At 59.5% G+C, this 19,313-nt stretch carries 17 protein-coding genes, 1 tRNA gene and 1 pseudogene; 17 read left to right on the top strand and 2 right to left on the bottom strand.

The features are described from left to right. Positions 1–105 precede the first annotated feature (105 nt). The 17 genes and pseudogenes from CSQ86_RS09325 to CSQ86_RS09245 form a co-directional block, all read left to right on the top strand. On the top strand, positions 106–3,390 hold the full coding sequence (locus tag CSQ86_RS09325) for a UPF0182 family membrane protein (RefSeq protein ID WP_100494867.1): 3,285 nt from the start codon (positions 106–108) through the stop codon (positions 3,388–3,390). 72 nt (positions 3,391–3,462) lie between these two features. Beyond that, on the top strand, positions 3,463–3,966 hold the full coding sequence (locus CSQ86_RS09320; RefSeq protein WP_100494866.1) for a GNAT family N-acetyltransferase: 504 nt from the start codon (positions 3,463–3,465) through the stop codon (positions 3,964–3,966). 70 nt (positions 3,967–4,036) lie between these two features. Next, positions 4,037–4,636, top strand: coding sequence for an aminoacyl-tRNA hydrolase (gene pth / locus CSQ86_RS09315; protein WP_100494865.1), 600 nt, complete (start codon positions 4,037–4,039; stop codon positions 4,634–4,636). After that, positions 4,626–8,228 (top strand): transcription-repair coupling factor, encoded by a 3,603-nt coding sequence (gene mfd, locus CSQ86_RS09310; protein ID WP_100494864.1) that lies wholly within the window; start codon positions 4,626–4,628, stop codon positions 8,226–8,228. Before pth ends, mfd begins: the two co-directional genes overlap by 11 nt. Continuing rightward, entirely contained in the window at positions 8,225–9,136 is a 912-nt protein-coding gene (locus tag CSQ86_RS09305) for an aldo/keto reductase (RefSeq protein ID WP_100494863.1), read from the top strand. The genes mfd and CSQ86_RS09305 overlap by 4 nt, the downstream gene beginning before the upstream one ends. Before the next feature lie 171 nt (positions 9,137–9,307). Then, a complete protein-coding gene (gene eno, locus CSQ86_RS09300; protein WP_100494862.1) occupies positions 9,308–10,606 on the top strand; it encodes a phosphopyruvate hydratase in 1,299 nt (432 codons plus the stop codon). Between the two features lie 90 nt (positions 10,607–10,696). Continuing rightward, entirely contained in the window at positions 10,697–11,269 is a 573-nt protein-coding gene (locus tag CSQ86_RS09295) for an FtsB family cell division protein (RefSeq protein WP_100494861.1), read from the top strand. Continuing rightward, complete coding sequence (locus CSQ86_RS09290; protein WP_100494860.1) at positions 11,266–11,829, top strand: DUF501 domain-containing protein; 564 nt, start codon at positions 11,266–11,268, stop codon at positions 11,827–11,829. The genes CSQ86_RS09295 and CSQ86_RS09290 overlap by 4 nt, the downstream gene beginning before the upstream one ends. Positions 11,830–11,888: 59 nt before the next feature. Continuing rightward, positions 11,889–12,890, top strand: coding sequence for a Ppx/GppA phosphatase family protein (locus CSQ86_RS09285; protein WP_100494859.1), 1,002 nt, complete (start codon positions 11,889–11,891; stop codon positions 12,888–12,890). A 68-nt stretch (positions 12,891–12,958) separates the two neighbouring features. Further along, positions 12,959–13,038, top strand: a tRNA-Leu gene (locus tag CSQ86_RS09280). A 70-nt stretch (positions 13,039–13,108) separates the two neighbouring features. After that, positions 13,109–13,699: a cadmium transporter gene (locus tag CSQ86_RS09275; RefSeq protein WP_100494858.1), complete on the top strand. Its 591-nt coding sequence runs from the start codon at positions 13,109–13,111 to the stop codon at positions 13,697–13,699. Positions 13,700–13,735: 36 nt separating this feature from the next. Next, positions 13,736–15,196: an L-serine ammonia-lyase gene (locus CSQ86_RS09270; protein WP_100494857.1), complete on the top strand. Its 1,461-nt coding sequence runs from the start codon at positions 13,736–13,738 to the stop codon at positions 15,194–15,196. Positions 15,197–15,371: 175 nt separating this feature from the next. Continuing rightward, positions 15,372–15,779: an FKBP-type peptidyl-prolyl cis-trans isomerase gene (locus CSQ86_RS09265; protein ID WP_100494856.1), complete on the top strand. Its 408-nt coding sequence runs from the start codon at positions 15,372–15,374 to the stop codon at positions 15,777–15,779. 85 nt (positions 15,780–15,864) lie between these two features. Further along, on the top strand, positions 15,865–16,344 hold the full coding sequence (locus tag CSQ86_RS09260; RefSeq protein WP_100494855.1) for a GreA/GreB family elongation factor: 480 nt from the start codon (positions 15,865–15,867) through the stop codon (positions 16,342–16,344). 169 nt (positions 16,345–16,513) lie between these two features. Beyond that, entirely contained in the window at positions 16,514–17,218 is a 705-nt protein-coding gene (locus CSQ86_RS09950; protein ID WP_243387804.1) for a hypothetical protein, read from the top strand. Next, positions 17,215–17,952 (top strand): hypothetical protein, encoded by a 738-nt coding sequence (locus tag CSQ86_RS09945; protein ID WP_243387809.1) that lies wholly within the window; start codon positions 17,215–17,217, stop codon positions 17,950–17,952. The genes CSQ86_RS09950 and CSQ86_RS09945 overlap by 4 nt, the downstream gene beginning before the upstream one ends. 256 nt (positions 17,953–18,208) lie before the next feature. Next, positions 18,209–18,370: pseudogene (locus CSQ86_RS09245) on the top strand (GreA/GreB family elongation factor); the annotation flags it as partial. Positions 18,371–18,460: 90 nt separating this feature from the next. Here CSQ86_RS09245 and CSQ86_RS09240 read toward each other — a convergent pair. After that, on the bottom strand, positions 18,461–18,883 hold the full coding sequence (locus tag CSQ86_RS09240) for a type II toxin-antitoxin system VapC family toxin (protein ID WP_207761581.1): 423 nt from the start codon (positions 18,881–18,883) through the stop codon (positions 18,461–18,463). Next, on the bottom strand, positions 18,873–19,166 hold the full coding sequence (locus CSQ86_RS09235; RefSeq protein ID WP_100494854.1) for a type II toxin-antitoxin system RelB/DinJ family antitoxin: 294 nt from the start codon (positions 19,164–19,166) through the stop codon (positions 18,873–18,875). Before CSQ86_RS09235 ends, CSQ86_RS09240 begins: the two co-directional genes overlap by 11 nt. Positions 19,167–19,313 lie beyond the last annotated feature (147 nt).

Below are 19,313 nucleotides of genomic sequence, written 5' to 3'. Positions count from 1 at the left end.
ACTGCCCAGCATAGGCGGTACTTGTCAGACTGTTGCCAGCTGGCATCCAGCATGATGTGCTCAGCGCATAACGCCCGTTCGCGGCCTGTCTGTACGCTGGAAGGCATGTCTTTTAATGATCCTTTCTCCGTGTTCTTCGGCAATGGCGGCGGCAATGATCGTGCGCGCAACCAGTCGAACAACGATGATCCGATTATTCTCAACGTCGAGGCCGATGGGGACGGCCCCGCTCCCGGCGGCAATACGAGCGGTTCAGGCGCTGGCAATGGGCGCCCTCCGTTCGGCGGCCCTGCCCGTCCGCGCCTGACGCGAAATGTTTCCGCCTCGCACAACAATCGCGGCACCAAGATCATGCTTGGCATCGTGCTGGCGCTGGTTATTGTTGTCAGCCTGTTCTTCGCGCTGTCCCGCTTCATCACCGATTTGATGTGGTACGGCCAGCTCGGCTTCCAATCCGTGGTCTGGGTGCAGCTCGGCGTCAAAGTCGGCCTATGGGTGGCCTACGCACTGCTCATGGCCCTGACTGGTTTCCTTGCTGCCTGGCTGGCCATCCGCGCCCGCCCGGATTCGGCGGACGGCTCCACCATCCGCATCAACGGAGCCGTGGTGGAAGTCGGTAAATCCTTCAGCTCCAAAACCGCGCGCCGCGTGGCGGTGGTGATCTCGCTGATTGTCGGCGCGATTTTCGGTGCCCAGTTCAACGCGAACTGGAGCGAGATCCTGCTTATGTTCCATGCGCAGAGCTTCGGCGTCAACGATCCGCAATTCGGCCTCGATAATGGCTTCTACGTGTTCGTGCTTCCCGGCCTGAAGCTGGTGCTGGCCGCCGTATCCATGCTGCTCGGCGTGGGCCTGGTGTTCTCGCTCATTACCCATGTGCTGATGGGCGGTATTCGCGTCACCATGCCGGTGAACGGCCGCGGACTGTTCTCCATCACCAAGCGCGCCCGTCGTCAGCTTGGCATCTGGCTGATCTTTAACATGCTTGCCTGGGCTGTGCGTCAGGCGTTCAGCGTATTCGACCAGCTCACCGTGCAGGGCTCCCGCATCACCGGTGCCTCCTACACCGCGGTACATGCGAATATCCCGGTCACCATCATCATGGCTGTAATCACCGCAATTCTTGGCGTGGTGCTCGGCGTCTGGCTGATGCAGTCGCATGCGTTGGAAGGCCCTGCTTCCCTTGGCGTACGCGCTTCCGCCGCATTGAAGGCATGGCGTGTGCCGGTGATTTCCATCGCCGCCACCGTGGTTGTGGCCATGGTGCTCACCATTGCATGGCCGGCATTGCTGCAGCGTTTCCGCGTGAACCCGAACGCGCAGGAAATGGAATCCACCTACATCCAGCGCAACATCGACGCCACCCGTGCCGCTTACGGGCTCGATAAGCTCAAGACCGAAAACTACAAGGTCACCAACAAGGGTGAGCAGGGCGCGCTCGCCAAGGAGGCGGACACCACCGCTCAGATCCGTCTGCTGGATCCGCAGGTCGTAAGCCCCACGTTCAAGCAGCTACAGCAATCCAAGCAGTACTACACCTTCGCGGACACGCTCGCCGTTGACAAATACGATGTGGATGGCGTCTCCCAAGACACGGTGATCGCCGCCCGTGAGCTCGATTTGGACGGCAACGACAACCGCAACTGGGTGAACGACCACACCGTGTACACCCACGGTTACGGCGTGGTGGCCGCCTACGGCAACAAGGTCACCGCCGACGGCCAGCCGGAATTCTTCGAATCCGGCATCCCGACCCAAGGCAAGCTCACCGAATCCCAGAAGTACGAGCCACGCATCTACTTCTCCCCGAACACCACCGAATACTCCATCGTCGGTGCTCCAAGTGGCACCCAGCCATGGGAGTTCGATTACCCGACCGGCTCCGAAGGCGCGTTGACCACGTTCAAGGGCAACGGCGGCCCTTTGGTGGGCAATCTGCTGTCCCGACTGCTGTATGCGATTCGATTCGGTTCCGATCAGATCCTGTTCTCCGACCGTGTGACCTCCGCATCGCAGATTCTCTACGATCGCTCCCCGAAGGAGCGCGTGGCCAAAGTGGCGCCATATCTGACGCTCGATGGCCGCGTCTACCCGGCAGTGGTCGATGGCCGCGTCAAGTGGATTGTGGACGGCTACACCACCTCCGACGCCTACCCGTACTCGCAGATGACCAACCTCGGCACCGCCACCCAGGATTCCACCACGGTCTCCTCCTCGACGGTCTCCTCGTTGGGCTCACAGCAGGCCAACTACATCCGCAACTCGGTCAAGGCCACCGTCGACGCCTATGACGGTTCCGTGGACCTGTACGTGTGGGACACCTCCGACCCGGTGATCAAGGCATGGGAACAGATCTTCCCGGGCCAGTACCACCAGTTGAGCGAGATTTCCGGCGACCTGATGAGCCACATGCGCTACCCGGAAAGCCTGTTCAAGGTGCAGCGCGAACTGCTCTCCAAGTACCATGTGACCTCCGCCAGCCAGTACTACTCCGGTGAGGATTTCTGGCAGACGCCGGTGGACCCCACCGAATCCCAGGCCCAGCAGGACCAGGACATCCTCCAGCCGCCGTACTATCTGACGCTGCAAACCGGCGGCACCAAGGAACCGGTGTTCTCGCTGACCTCCACCTACATTCCGGCAGGTCAGTCCACCCGTGAAATCCTGACCGGATTCCTTTCGGTGGATTCCGACGCCGGCAACCAGAAAGGCAAGATCGGCCCGAACTACGGCACCATCCGACTGCAGGAACTGCCGAAGGATTCCAACGTGCCGGGCCCGGGCCAGGCGCAAAACAACTTCAACGCCAACGCCGATGTGTCCAAGGAACTGAACCTGTTGCAATCCGGCGACACCAAGGTGGTGCGAGGCAACCTGTTGACCCTGCCGCTCGGCGGCGGTCTGGTCTACGTGCAGCCGGTGTACGTGAAGTCTTCGGGCGCCACATCCTTCCCGCTGCTGAAGAAGACCCTGGTGGCCTTCGGCGATCAGGTCGGTTTCGCGGATACCCTCGATGAGGCGCTTGACCAGGTGTTCGGTGGCGATTCCGGCGCGAATGCCGGTGATGCCGAGAACGCCAACGATTCGAATGCTTCAAGCTCGTCCAGCAATGCGACCGGTTCGGACAAATCCGACAACCAGACAGGTTCCGACCAGACCGGTTCCGACCAGACCGGGCAGAGTAATAGCTCCCAATCGTCTGGTCAGGCCTCCTCCGGCACGCAGTCCAACGCCTCGCGCAGCCCTGAGCTCCAGCAGGCGCTGAATGATGCTTCCCAAGCCATGAAGGACAGCCAGGACGCCATGAAGAATGGCGACTGGACCGCCTACGGCGAGGCTCAAAAGAAGCTCGAAGACGCCATCAACAAGGCCATCGAGCTCGACAAGTAACAATTGACTAGCATTCGGCGCTGGTGAACAGTTTATGCTGTGCGCCAGCGCCGAATGCTATTGTCTACAACCATGCCATATACCTTCCGCGCCGCGGCCGCCTCCGACCTCACAGCCATCACCGACATCTATAATGCTTCCGTCATCGCGGGCGGAGCCACTGCTGATTTGACTCCAAGAACGTTTGAGCAACGTCAGGCTTGGGTGGACTCGCACAAGCCGCCGTATGGCGTATTCGTGGTCGAATCATCCGAAAAGCCCGGGCAGGCCATCGGTTTTGGCGCACTGTCCGTGTTCTATGATCGCGCCGGATACGATGGCGTCACCGATCTTGCCTACTACATCGACCCCGCATGGCAAGGCAAAGGCGTGGGCACCTTCATGCTCCAGCATTTGCTGGATGAAGCCCGTGCCCGCCATATGCGCAAGGCGTGCGGCATCATCTTCGCCGACAATGCCGGTTCCATTGCATTGATGCACCGCTTCGGATTCACTCAATTCGGCTTGATGCCGGCTGCCGCCACTGATTCCACCGGAACCATGCGCGATATGTCGTACTGGTATTTGGATCTGTAATTGTGCCGAAAGGGTTGCCGAAGGGGTCAGGGTACAATCTTCCAAGTTGATAAGGCTGTGAAGGAGAAACATGGCATCGGATTTTTGGCTGATTGCAGGACTGGGCAACCCGGGTAAGAAATATGAAGGCACGCGCCACAACATGGGCTTCATGGTGGCGGATGTGCTGGCCGAACGTTGGACGGTGAACTTCGCCGATCACAAGGGTCTGGCCATGCTGGGCAAAAGCACGATGAATCTCGACGGCCGCACGGTGAAGTTCTTCCTCGCCAAACCTTTGACCTACATGAACGAGTCCGGCAATGCCGTGGCCTCCATCGCCGCCTATTACCAAATTGAGCCGGACCATATCGTTGTGATCCACGATGACATGGACTTGGAATTCGGCCGTATCAAGGTCAAGGCCGGCGGTTCCGCCGGTGGGCATAACGGCATTAAATCCATCGACCGCTCTCTGGGCACACCGAAATACGCGCGCGTTCGCATGGGCGTCGGCCATGCCAAGCGTGGCCCCAACGCACACGACAACACGGTGAACTGGGTGCTTGGCGGATTCGGGCCAGACCAGCGCAAGCAGCTGCCGGACTTCCTGGCCGATGGTGCCGACGCCGCCGAAGACATCATTTTCAAGGGGCTCGCCAAGACCCAGGAGAAGTTCAATGGCCGCTGACGCCGCAAAATCCGCCGACGCGTCCGCCATCACCGCAGCGGCGAACGGGCAGCCCATTAATGGTTCCCTCGCCGGCGTATTAAGCGAGCTGACCCACGATCCAAATTTTCAGTCTCTTGCGGCCGGTGAGATCGAGCCCAGCGAAAACGCCGCTGATCCCTCGCTACTGGTCGGCATGCCGGAAGGTCTGCGCCCGGCATTGGTGGCTGCAATCGGACAAGGTGTCAACGGCAAGCCCGGCAGGCCGGTGGTCATGGTGGTGGCCTCCGGTCGCGAAGCCGAGGAGACCGTGGGAGCACTGCGCTCCTGGTATGACGGCGACCCGAACGACATCGCCCAATTGGAGGCATGGGAAACGCTGCCGCATGAGCGACTGAGTCCGCGCGCGGACACGGTGGCCAGCCGTATGGCCGTATTCCGCCGTTTGAAGCACCCGAATCAGAACAATCCGATGTTCGGCCCCATCCGCATTCTCGTGATGCCGATTCGCTCGCTAATTCAGCCGGTGGTCAAAGGCCTCGGCGACGTGGAACCATTGGTATTCACGGTAGGGGAGGAGCTCGCTCTCGACGAGGCCGCCAAGCGACTCATCGAGAACGCCTACACGCGCGTGGATTTGGTCATGGACCGCGGCGAATTCGCGGTCCGCGGCGGCATACTCGACGTTTTCCCGCCTACAGCGCCCCACCCTGTACGCATCGAATTCTTTGGCGACGAGATCGACACCATCAAGGAATTCCACGCTTCCGACCAGCGCACCTATGGCAAGGGCCTCAATACCATTTGGGCCACCGCATGCCGTGAACTGCAATTGACCGACGCGGTGCGTGAACGCGCCAAAGCATTGATCGGTTCGATTCCCAACGCCGAAGACATGCTCGAATCCATCGCCAACGCCATTCCGGTCGAGGGCATGGAATCCCTGATGCCCGCGCTCGTGGACCATCTCGAACCCGTAAGTTCGATGCTGCCCAAGCACGCAGTCATCGTGCTGAGCGACCCTGAAAAGCTGCGCCGCTCCGCTGAAGACCTGGCTAAGACCGCCAACGAATTCCTGGCAGCCAGCTGGCATGTGGCCGCATCCGGCCACGGCGCCGGCGCACCCATCAGCTTCGACGAGGCCAGCTTCCTTGACTATTCGGAAACCATCAGTTCGCTTGAATACTCCGAACATGATGTGATTCGTCTGACCAGCTTCGGCGTGGACGCCACCCTGCCCGGCCATGTGCAGCTTGACGCACAGAATCCGGCGGAATTCCGCGGCAATGAAACCAAAGCTGCACAAGGCATCGAAGGACTGATCGACGCCGGATTCCAGGTCACCATCACCGCTGCCGCAGCCGGCACCTTGGCCAGGCTCAAACGCGCGATCAACACCACCGGTATCACCACGTTCGATTGCATCCGTTCGCAGGCCATCGATGGTTTCGTCGACAAGGCCGCCAAAATCGCATTGCTCACCGAGCGTGATCTGACCGGCCGCACCTCGGCTGTGGCGGTGGCCAAAACACCGAAACGCCGCCGCAAGGCCATCGATTTGGTGGAACTCAAGAAGGGCGATTACGTGGTGCATGAGCAGCACGGCATCGGCCGATTCGTGGAAATGCGTCAGCGTACCATCGGCACCGGCGCGAACCGCACCACCCGCGAATACCTGGTCATCGAATACGCGCCCTCCAAGCGAGGCGCGCCAGCGGATAAGCTGTTCATTCCCACCGACCAGCTCGATCAGGTCAGCAAATACATCGGTGCCGAAGCCCCGAAGCTCAACAAGCTCGGCGGTTCCGACTGGGCGGCGACCAAGGCTAAGGCCCGCAAGCATGTGCACGAAATCGCCGACGATCTGATCAAGCTCTACTCAGCCCGCCAGCGCGCGAAAGGCTTCGCGTTCAGCCCGGACACCCCGTGGCAGAAGGAGCTGGAGGATGCGTTCCCCTACCAGGAGACCGCCGACCAGCTCACCACGATCGACGAAGTCAAGGCGGATATGGAGAAGCCGGTGCCGATGGACCGTCTGATCTGCGGCGACGTGGGCTTCGGCAAAACCGAAATCGCCGTGCGTGCCGCCTTCAAAGCCGTGCAGGATGGCAAGCAGGTGGCCGTGCTCGTGCCCACCACACTGCTCGTGCAGCAGCATTATGAGACGTTCACCGAACGCTTCGAAGGCTTCCCGGTGGATGTGGCGGCCATGAGCCGATTCCAGACCACCAAGGAAATCAACGACACCATCGAGGGGCTCGCCGCCGGCTCGGTGGATGTGGGCATCGGCACGCACAAGCTGCTGAACCCGAAAATCAAATTCAAGGACCTGGGTCTCGTCATCATCGATGAGGAGCAGCGTTTCGGCGTGGAACATAAGGAAACGCTGAAAGCCCTGAGAACCAATGTGGATGTGCTCTCCCTCTCCGCAACGCCTATCCCGCGCACGCTCGAAATGGCGGTGACCGGCATCCGCGAAATGTCGACGCTGGCCACGCCGCCTGAGGACCGACTGCCGGTGCTCACCTATGTGGGAGCCTACGAGGACGCGCAGGTCACCGCGGCCGTGCGTCGTGAACTCCTGCGCGGCGGCCAGGTGTTCTACGTGCACAACCGCGTGCAGGACATTTCCCATATCGCCGACAAGATCCACACGCTTGTACCCGAAGCGCGCGTGGGCATCGCACACGGCAAGATGGGGGAGAAGCAGCTCGACCAGATCATCCGCGACTTCTGGCACCGTGACATCGACGTGCTCGTATGCACCACGATCATCGAAACCGGCCTTGATATCTCCAATGCCAATACGCTGATCGTGGACCATGCCGACCGGTTCGGTCTGTCCCAATTGCATCAGCTGCGTGGCCGCGTGGGCCGTGGCCGAGAACGCGCATACGCCTACTTCCTGTACGATCCGACCAAGCCGATGACCGAACAGTCACACGACCGACTCGCCACCATCGCGCAAAACACCGCATTGGGCTCCGGATTCGACGTGGCCATGAAGGACCTGGAATTGCGCGGCACCGGCAACCTGCTGGGCGACGAACAGTCCGGCCACATCGAAGGCGTGGGCTTCGACCTCTACGTGCGCATGGTCTCCGAAGCCGTGGAGAAATACAAGGAGCCCGAAGAGACTGTCGAACCGATTTCCGTGTCCGTCGACCTACCCATCGAAGCGTCCATCCCTGTGGACTACATCGACTCCGACAAACTGCGTCTGGAGGCATACCGCAAGCTCGCCTCCGCGCGCAACGAGAACGACCTCAAGGATCTTCAGGAGGAACTCACCGACCGCTACGGCAAGCCTCCGGTGGAATTCGAGACCCTGTTCGACGTGGCACGCTTGAAGTTCAAAGCCAGGAAGCTTGGCGTTTCGGAAATCCTCGCGCAGTCCAACCGCGTGCGCATCGGCCGCATCGATCCGCCCGAATCCATCCAGATGCGCATGGCGAGGATCTACAAGGGCGCCCAATACCGCCCGGTCACCCATCAGCTGCTGATTCCGGCGCCATTTAACGGTTCGCTCGGTCAGGGTCCGATGAGCTCCGACCAAATCGTTCTATGGACCAACCAGTTGCTGGACGATTTAGCATGGAGGCTACGACGATGAATTATCGGAACACGGCAACGCTTGCCGGTTATGAAATCCCGCGCTTGGGCATGGGCACGATGGCGCTCGCGATTGAAGGCCGGCCAGCCGATCGCGATGAGGCCATCGCAACGATTCACAAGGCCCTCGATCTTGGCGTGCGGTACCTCGACACCGCCTGGTCGTATTACTTGCCGAGCAAACCGGGCACCGGAGAGCCGCAGGACATGGGCTATGGCGAGTATCTGGTCCGCGATGCGCTCGCAAGCTGGAACGGCCCGAAGGACGAGGTGCTTGTGGCCACCAAAACCGGTTGGCTGCGCACGCTCGACGAACAAGGCCACTATGGCTGGCAGGCCGACGCCCGCCCGGAAACGATGATCGCCAACGCCAAGGAATCCGCCCGCCGCCTCGGTGTCGATACGCTCGACTTGCTGTACTCGCACTGCAACGATCCGCAAGTGCCTTATGAGGAGCAGATGGAAGCGCTGAAGCAGCTGGTTGATGAAGGCGTCGCCAAGGCGGTCGGCATCTCCCGCATCGGCAATGAGGACATCGAAACCGCGCACAGAATCCTCGGCAGCCGATTGGTGGCCGTCCAAAACCAGTTCTCCCCGGTGCATCGTGACCCGGAACACACGATGGAGACCTGCGAGAGGCTCGGCTTGGCATTCGTCTGCTGGTCGCCGCTCGGCGGATTCCTCGACCCCTTCAACGAGCATCTGTTCGACCGATTCCGCGAAATCGCCAAGGCTCATGACTGCTCGTATCAGCGGGTCACGCTTGCCTGGGAGCTCGCGCAATACCCTCAGCTGTTCACGATTCCTTCCGCCCGCAATCCACGGGAGATCGAGGATTCATTCCAAGCTGTGAGACTGATGCTCAGCAATAGCGAGCTCGACTATCTCAATGAGACGCAAGCCGAGTGATCACACCGTGTGGTGCCAAGCCGGCGAAAAGCGGGCCGTCCGAGTAGTTCGCCGCAAGCCGATGAATAATGTGAGCGCTCACACTATTTTTGGGCGTGTCGTTCACAACGTCCACAAATCGCACTAGTCTTATGACTGTCATTAGATACACAACCGTTTTAAGGAGTAGTTGTGGCAGCAATTGAAAGCGTGTACGCGCGTCAGATTCTCGATTCCCGTGGCAACCCGACCGTTGAGGTCATCCTCGACACCGAAGACGGTGCTGAGGGCCGTGGTCTGGTTCCGTCCGGTGCTTCCACCGGTGAGGCCGAGGCTTGGGAGCGTCGCGATGGCGATAAGTCCGTCTACGGCGGCAAGGGCGTTCTGAACGCTGTCAAGGCCGTGAACGAGGTCATCGCTCCGAAGATCATCGGCATGGATGCCTCCGAGCAGCGTGCTCTCGATGACCTGATGATCGAGCTCGACGGCACCCCGAACAAGGGCAAGCTGGGCGCCAACGCCATCCTGGGCGTCTCCCTGGCCGCTCTGTACGCTTCCGCCGAGTCCGCCGGCGAACCGCTGTACCGCTACATCGGCGGCACCAACGGCCACATCCTGCCGGTCCCGAACATGAACATCATGAACGGTGGCGCTCACGCTGACTTCGCCACCGACATTCAGGAGTACATGATCTCCCCGTACGGCTTCGACACCTACTCCGAGGCTCTGCGCGCCGGCGTTGAGGTCTACCACACCCTGAAGAACGTCCTGAAGAAGGAAGGCCTGAACACCGGCCTTGGCGACGAGGGCGGCTTCGCTCCGAAGATGAAGTCCAACGAGGACTCCCTGAAGTACATCATGGACGCCATCTCCGCAGCCGGCTACGAGCCTGGCAAGCAGATCGGCATTTGCCTGGATGTCGCTTCCTCCGAGTTCTACAACAAGGAGACCGGCAAGTACCACTTCGATGGTGAGGATCGCGAGTCCGCTTACATGCTCGACTACTACGAGAACCTCATCAACGAGTACCCGATCGTCTCCATCGAGGATCCGTTCAACGAGGAAGGCTGGGAAGACTGGGCTGAGATCACCAAGCGTCTCGGCGACCGTCTGCAGTTCGTCGGCGATGACCTCCTGGTCACCAACCCGGCTCGTCTGCGCAAGGCCATCGACATGGGCGCCGCCAACTCCCTGCTGGTCAAGCTGAACCAGATCGGTTCCGTTACCGAGACCCTCGACGCCATCGAGCTGGCCACCGAGAACGGCTACACCTCCATGGTTTCCCACCGTTCCGGCGAGACCCCGGACACCACCATCTCCGACCTGGCCGTTGCCAAGAACACTCGCCAGATCAAGACCGGTGCCCCGGCTCGTGGCGAGCGTATCGCCAAGTACAACCGCCTGCTCGAGATTGAGGAGGAGCTCGGCTCCACCGCTCAGTACGCCGGCTACAGCGCCTTCAAGGCCTGCAAGAAGTACCTGGCCAAGTGAATTGAAACGCCCGTAAAGGCGTGATATTCCACTGAAGCTCAATACCCGCTGCATTCGTCAAGTCGAATGTGGCGGGTATTTTCATGAAACATGAGCAAGTCATCCCGTGCCGAGACTGGCGGCAAAACCAAACCCACTAAGAAAAAGAGCGCCACGGGACCTATCGCCTTCTTCGTCTCCCTGTTCATCGTAGCATTGGGAACCATCCAACTGGTCTCCACCTTCCACACGTATGCATTGAATCTTGCCGAACTGAACGGCCTGAAACGTGAAGAGGCATCGCTGATAGCGAAAAAACAGGAGCTCGAGAACAACATCAAACGTTGGGATGACAAAGCCTATGTCACCGCGCAGGCGCGCGAACGTCTCGGATTCGTGTTCCCGGACGAACAGGCGGTCCGTGTGCTGCATCCGGAGGCCGTGACCGGCACGGAGACGCAATCCGGGGAATCCGGTTCCTCGCAGGACTCAAGCAAAAAAGTGCTGCCCTGGTATAGCGAGCTCGCATATTCCTTCAAGAAAGCCGACGAGCCTATAGACAGCAAGAATCAATCAAACAGCGATTCCAGCAGCTCCAATGGCTCTAGCAGCAATACAGACAGCAGCCAAAGCGGCAACCAGAACGACAATCAGAACACCACAGGGGAGGGAACCCAACAGTGACCATCGATATCGACGCCAAAGCGAAGTCCCTAGTTGATGCCGTAATGGCGCAGCCAGCCACCGACCAAGACATCGAATTGGTGCAGCGCCAGCTGGGTCGTTACCCCCGTGGCATGGTGGCCGTGGGCGCCCGATGCGTGTGCGGCCGCCCGCTGGCCGTGATCACCCGCCCGGTATTGCCCGGTGGCATTCCATTCCCGACCACCTGCTATCTGACCGGTCCCGAGGCCGTGAAGGCGGCCTCCCATGTGGAGGCGGCAGGCGTGATGCAGCAGTACAACGAAATGCTCGGTGAAGACGAGGAACTGAAGGCCGCTTACGCTGAGGCACATCAGCTGTATCTGGCATTCCGCCATGAGCTGGCCGCACGCCTGGGCGACAGCGAGGAGCATATCGAGGGTACGTCCGCAGGCGGCATGCCTGTACGCGTCAAGTGCCTGCACGCACTGCTGGCCCAGAGCCTGGTGATGGGCCCGGGAACCAATCCGATCGGCGACCTGGTGCTGGAACGCGTCAAAGACGAATTCAATCCCGCCGTTTGCCGTTGCACCGTGCTGTGAATACAGTGCTGTGAACACTGTGCTGTGAATACCGTGCTGTGAAATACGAGGAGAAGAACATGAGCAAGGATTCCGTAACCGTTGCCGGCATCGATTGCGGCACGAATTCCATCCGTCTGAAGGTGGCCCGCGTGGATGCCAATGGCATGCACGAAGTGGTGCCGCGCATCCTGAGGGTGATTCGACTCGGCCAGGACGTGGACAAGACGCATCGTTTCGCCGATGAGGCACTGGAACGCGCCTATGTGGCCGCCCGCGAATTCGCCGGCGTGCTTGCCGAGCATCCGGTGGATGGTCTGCGTTTCGTGGCCACTTCCGCCACTCGCGATGCGGAAAACCGTGAGGAATTCGAAGACGGGATCGAAAAGATTCTCGGCGTGCGCCCTGAGGTGATTCCCGGCACGGAAGAGGCCGATCTGAGCTTCCTCGGCGCCACTTCCGTGGTGAACCGTGATGATTTGGAGGCTCCGTATCTGGTGGTCGATCTGGGCGGCGGCTCCACGGAGCTGGTCATCGGCGGCGATGGCGCCACCGCGCCGACCACCCAGGTGCAGGGTGCGTTCTCGATGAACATCGGTTCGGTGCGTATGACCGAACGCCATCTGAAGAACGATCCACCCACCCAAGAGCAGATCGAAGAGGCCATCGCCGACATCGACGCACACATCGATGAGGCGTTCGAGCACGTGGACGCCGGCAAGGCGCGGACCATCATCGGCGTCTCCGGCACCGTGACCACGATGACCGCGCTGGCCATCGGTCTGAAGGAATACGACCACACCGTGGTCGACGGATACCGTCTGGGGCTCAAAGAAGCCTACGCGGTGGATGACAAGTTCCTGAAGATGACCCGCGCCGAACGCCGCGAATACAAGACCATCCATCCCGGCCGTATCGATGTGGTAGGCGGTGGTGCTGTGGTGTGGAACCGTGTGCTCGCCAAGGTGAGCGAGGCGGCCGAAAAGGACCACGGCACGCCCATTGATTCCTATGTGGCCAGCGAACACGGCCTCCTGGACGGCATCGTCCTCGACTACGGCCGCCGTTTGCTTGCCGCATAGCGGGCAGCTCCCTGACTAGGGGAGTCTATAGATGGGGTACAATAAACAAGTTGGTTTTTAGGGCCAACGCCTCCATGGCGAAATTGGTATACGCAGTCGACTTAAAATCGATCGCTTCGGCTTGCGGGTTCGAGTCCCGCTGGAGGCACTTTTTCGAAACATTCCCTCGTTACCCTGTTCCTCGTTGTGTTGAACGTTTGATGAAACGAGGGATTCTTATGGCCTCACGCTGGACCGCAGTCGATCGAGTCGAACAAGGCGCGCTGCCCACCATGCTTGCCCAAGCGGTCATCGCCGGCACCGCGCTCACCGTTGGGGCCATCGCCTGCTCCGGCTTCTACCTGAACATGATCGCCGACCCCAAAACCAATGCGCCGGTCATCGCCCTGGTGCCATGGATGGCGGCAACGGTATTGGTGGCCGTCGTCTTCACCTATGTGGTCGGCTTCGCGCTGCTTTGGTGCGCCGAATCGTTCACCATCCATCTCAAGGACGCGTTCAAACCATGGGGCTACGCCGTGGTGGGCCTTATCGGCTACGCCATCTGGGGCATGTTCGTGATGGGCTCCACGATGAATTCGCTTGACCAGTCCATCAACGGCGTGGTGCTTGCCAACTCCGATATCCTGGCGCTCACCGCGAATTACGCGGTATTCGGCTTCATCGCCTTCCTGCTCGCCCAAGCCTATGGCACCAAGCTGGCCACGAAGAAACCCGCGGCTTTTACCCTGCTCGCCATCCAGATAGTGCTGGCCGTTCTGGGTATTGTGGTGATGGTAATGATTTTCAGCCAGATCGCCGCCAAATAGGCAAGAAGGCAAGACTGAAGCGAGGAAGGAGCGAACGTGTTCAGCGTGCTCGATATGTTCACCATTGGAGTAGGCCCCTCATCTTCGCATACCGTGGGCCCTATGGCCGCCGCGCACGCGTTCGCCGCATCATTGCAGCAGGATCAGCTGATTGACCGCACGAACCGCGTGAAAGTCACGCTCTACGGTTCGCTCGCCCTCACCGGTATGGGCCACGGCACCGATCGCGCCGCAATGGCGGGCCTCGAAGGCAACATGCCGGCAACGGTAGACACCCAGCACATGCTGCATATCCGCGAGACCTGCGCGCTGGATAACACGCTGAACCTCGCCGGCGTCAAACGCATCCATTTCGAATACGATCGCGACGTGGCCTTCGAACTGTGGAAGCGCATGGCCGCGCACCCCAATGGCATGCGATTCCAGGCGTTCGACTCGGCAGGCTCATTGGTCAACGAACAGGTCTGGTATTCCATCGGCGGCGGATTCATCCGCCAGGGAACGCCGGATGATCTGATGATCGGCATTCATGATAAACCGCCGGCGGGCACCGCGTTCGCCGACGAAGACGAATCCTCATCCACCGATTTCGGCCCGGAAACGCCATATCCGTTCTCCTCATGCGCCGAACTGGTGGCGCTGTGTAAGGAACACCATATGAGCATCGCCGAACTCGTATGGGCCAATGAAACCGCATCCCGCTCGGCCATTCAGGTGCGTTCGACGATAGACAAGGTCTGGCGTGTGATGCGCGAATGCGTCACCAACGGTTGCACATCGAACGAAACCACGCTACCCGGCGGGCTTGATGTGCCTCGCCGTGCGCCGAAGATGTACCAGCGGCTGTCTTCGAACTCCGATCTGTTGCGCCGCGACCGCCGCCGCAAAGACGCTGTTCTGGAATCCTCCGATGCGGCATGGGTGGATCTGTTCGCGCTTGCCGTCTCCGAGGAGAACGCCGGGGGAGGGCGCATCGTCACCGCCCCCACCAATGGTTCGGCGGGCATCATTCCCGCAGTGCTGCATTACTACTGGCATTTCGTCGATGACGCCAATGAGCAGGGTATCGTGACCTTCCTGCTGACGGCCGGAGCCATCGGATACCTGTTCAAACGCAACGCCTCAATCTCCGGTGCCGAAGTCGGCTGCCAGGGCGAGGTGGGTTCTGCCTGCTCGATGGCTGCGGCAGGCCTTGCCGCGGTGATGGGCGGCACGCCTGAGCAAGTGGAGAACGCGGCGGAAATCGGCATCGAACACAATCTGGGACTGACCTGTGACCCGGTCGGTGGCCTGGTGCAGATTCCCTGCATCGAACGCAATGCGATGGCCGCCAACACCGCCATCAACGCCGTGCGCATGGCCATGCTCGGCGACGGCTCGCATATCGTGACCTTGGATCAGGCCATCGCCACGATGAAGCAGACCGGCGAAGACATGATGGCCAAATACAAGGAGACCTCCAAAGGCGGCCTCGCCGTCAACGTCGTCGAATGCTAGCGTCCTCGGCTCCCTCTGATGAGGGAGCTGTCGAGCGAAGCGAGACTGAGGGAGAGAAGCAAATCAGTCTGCGGGCGCAGCCCGTCCAATTCACGTATCGCACTGGGAGGAACGACTTTCGCCGCTGCACCAATGGTGATAATGTAGGGCGCATTGTGTCTGACAAGGAGGACGTATGGCAGAACAGATGCCTAAGGTGAACGCCGAATTCGGCGCCACGCCCGTTATCGAGTTCCCGACCGACGAGGCCCCCAAGGGCCTCAAGGTCATCGAGCTGACCGAGGGCGACGGCCCGATGGTCCGCCGTGGCGATACCGTCACCGTGAACTACCACGGCGTGGTGTGGGGCAAGGATACCCCGTTCGATTCCAGCTTCGACCGCCACCAGCCGGCCAGCTTCGGCATCGGCGTGGGCCAGGTCATCAAGGGTTGGGACCAGACCGTGCCGGGCCATAACGTGGGCTCCCGTCTGGTGGTCTCCATCCCGCCGGAATACGGCTACGGCTCCCGCGGCGTTCCGCAGGCCGGCATCGGCGGCGGCGACACCCTGGTCTTCGTTATCGACATCATTTCCACCCGCTGAGCATATTCAGCATGACGGAACGCCGGTGTCACAGCCGGCGTTTTTGCTATACATTCAGCATTGATCGTAAGTTCAGGAGGACAATATGGCTGAAGAGAAGGTCTACCTGCTGACGCAGGAAGCATACAACAAGATGAAGGAGGAGCTCGCCCACCGCGAAGGTGAGCTGCGCGAGGAGATCGCCCACAAGATCGCCGTGGCCCGCGCCGAGGGCGATCTTTCCGAGAACGGCGGCTACCAGGCCGCCCGTGAGGCCCAGAGCAAGAACGAGGGCCGCATCACCGAGCTCACCGTGAAGCTCCGTGACTCCAAGATCATCGAAAGCGCTCCGGAAGGCACCGTGGGCAATGGTTCCGTGGTCACCATCGAGCTCAATGGCAACGAGATGACCTACGTGCTCGGCAGCCGTGATATCGTTGCTGGCACTGATTACGACATCATGACCCCGGATTCCCCGATCGGCAAGGCTATCGAAGGCGCCAAGGTGGGCGACACCGTCACCTACACCGCTCCGAACGGCCGTGAGCTGTCCGTGGTGGTCAAGGCCTCCAAGCCCCTCGCCTGAGCCGGCTGACAGCCGCGCACAATCTGATGAATCCCCCTGATATTTCAGGGGGATTCTTTGTTGTAAATGCCATGAAGGCAACCGCATTGAGAGCAGGAAGTGTGATATTTTGCCACTGATGTATACAGAACTATCTTCTATTAAGAATAGTTTTGTATACAATGAGGCTATGGTCATCAGAACGAATCATACGTTGCTTACGCGGCAGGAAGCCGCTCGCCGGCTTGGAGTAAGTGAACGACGGGTCGATATGCTTCGCGTTTCAGGCCAGCTTGAAACATATTCATCGGGGAATGTTTTGTTGTTCACGGAGACCTCCGTGCGTCGGCAGGCACGATGGCAAGGCAAGGATGGCCGTCCGTATTCGCCGAACATGGCGTTTGCGGCATTGTATCTGCTCAGCGGCCTCGATATACCATGGTTGAATCGGCAGCAACGTTACAGGGTTAAGGGGTATCTGAAACACGCGGATGCTGAGAACCTGGTTCGCCTGACTAGGAGGCGTGCAACAACCATTGAGTATTGGTGCAGAGGCTCTAATCTAGATAAGGTCACGAATCTTATCCGGATCTCCGCCGCAACCGGTGAATTGGCGGATTTGTTCCGGCTCGCCGCTGTGGACACAGTGGAAGGCTACGTCACTGCCAGTGCCCTTGAGGGCATTGTACGGCAATGCCGGTTGAAGCAAGGAACGGAACCCGTTCGGGTGCGACTCCACGTCGCAAACTACCTTCCTGCCGGCGAAGGTCCGATGCCTCTTGGCGTCTGCGCGTCTGATTTGGCTGAATCCAATGACCCAAGGGAACGTCGTGCTGGGCTGGAAGCCTTCCAAACCCTGATCGACGAATATAACAGCAAGGAGGTGTGGACATGATTCCATCAGTCCGTATTCCCAACGCTGGTCATCCATGGAACGTCGTGTATGCGGTTGCTGCGGCAGATATCCCGGAATCATGGTTGCTCACAGGTGGTCTCATGGTCCAATTGCATGCCATTATGGGTGGATTGGATGTTCGGCCCACCACCGACGCTGACATACTTGCCGATCTTATGGCTGACCGTCGAGGCGTTGCTAGACTGCGGAATATCCTCGTTTCCCGTGGATTCGAGACGCAGCCGGGTACATTGACTGGATACGCGACCCGTATGAGCACGCCGGGCGGTGATGTGGTGGATTTGCTAGTTGCCGACCATTTACCCAAGTTCCTTGGAACTGACGCAACTATTGCGGGCATTCCCGTATTGTCTATGCCTGGCGGTGCGCAGGCCGTGGAACGCAGCATGCGGGTCCGCCTCATCGACGAGCGTAACAATGCCAATGTCGTGATTCGTATCCCGGATTTGCTTGGCGCATTGATTCTCAAAAGTGCTGCCTATAGCGCTGATCATGCCGGCTATGGTGATCGCCACCTCTACGATGCAGCTATGCTTGCATCCCTCATACCCGACCCCGATGCGGAGATCAAACGATTGCACAGCAGCACTGATCGTAAACGCATCAAGCTCCTGCATGACAGACTCACCGAGGAATCCCCCTACTGGAACAATCTTGATGAATTGCATCGACAAGACGGATTGGACACCATCGAGACACTTGCCACGTGGTGAGTGCAGTGAGTATAAGTGTTGCGCTGGTTTCCTGTTAACGTATGGGAAGCGTTCAGCATATTTTCGATTTGATGACGATATACCGGGCAATCGGTCTGCAACCCTATGTTGATCAATGGTGGGAAGAGACTATCTTGCATATGCTGAGGGTTGTAGGCCGAATTATGTGTCTAGGGAGCTGTCGGGATGGTGAAGCCGCTGCACGGCTGGGCCTTCTGTATCCGTAACCATCACTATGCATGCGCGCTGGCGAAGCAGCCGTGATATCGTTGCTGGCACTGATTACGACATCATGACCCCGGATTCCCCGATTGGCAAGGCTATCGAAGGCGCCAAGGTGGGCGACACCGTTACCTACACCGCTCCGAACGGCCGTGAGCTGTCCGTGGTGGTCAAGGCCTCCAAGCCCCTCGCCTGAGCCATCTGACAGCCGCACAAACGGCGTATAAAGCATATAATCCCTCTGGGCAATCTGAATTGCGCCCAGAGGGATTTTTGTTGAGATGTTCTAGTCTTGGCCGAAGAGCTCTAGGTACCGGCGGGCGGTGAGGCTTTTGACGGGGGAGTGGGCGAAGGCGCCTGAATCCCGGGTGATGATGAAGTCCATATCGTTGCGTTCGGCCACGGCGCGAATCAGTCCGTCCTCGAAATCCGGCTCGTCGGAGTATGCGGAATCGTGGCATTCCTCCTGCCCCACGGGCAGAACGTCCAACAGTACAAGAAAATTCCTGATGAGCTGCCTGCTCGCGGCTTCTCCGAGCGGCTTTCTGCACAGGTAATAGAAGTCCTTCAATGATCCGGACGTGGTGTAGCCGGTATCCTGCCCCGAGGCAATCCGCTTCACCAGCGCTGTGGCTTCTGCGTGCTCCGGACGATTCGCCACCGCGTAGTCGATGAGTACGTTGGTATCGAGTAGCAGCTTAGATTTCACGGTTCTCCAGTTCCTTGCGCATGTCGTCGTAGCTCATGGTGTCCAATTCGGTGCCGCGGGGCAGAGCGGCGATAATATCTTGTGATTCTTGGAAGGCGTGCAGCATTTCCTGCTTGCGTTTGCTGCCTGAGTCGCCGAACTCCGGAACGACTCCGGTGCTGGCGATGCTCTCCCAGAGATTTCGAATAAGCTCGTTTGGTGTGAGTCCGGCTTGCTTGATGTAGGCGTTGGCGACTGTTTTGGTGTTGGTGTCAACGCTGGCGGAAACGGTTGCAGTCGACATAACTTTTTCCTATCTACTATCAATACATTGATAGTAGATAGTATAGCTCAAGCTTGCTGATAGTACAGTGCGACGTAATTTCCCGGAAGATTTTAGGGTGGCCCCCTATGCGTGTCGAGGTGGGGTGAACGGGGGTGGGGTGTGCGG

Origin of the sequence: Bifidobacterium felsineum (assembly GCF_002802915.1) — a bacterium.
In the GTDB taxonomy this organism is placed as follows: Bacteria; Actinomycetota; Actinomycetes; order Actinomycetales; family Bifidobacteriaceae; genus Bifidobacterium; species Bifidobacterium felsineum.
The sequence above is the reverse complement of the archived record's forward strand: the minus strand, read 5'-3'. Positions and strand labels throughout refer to the sequence as shown.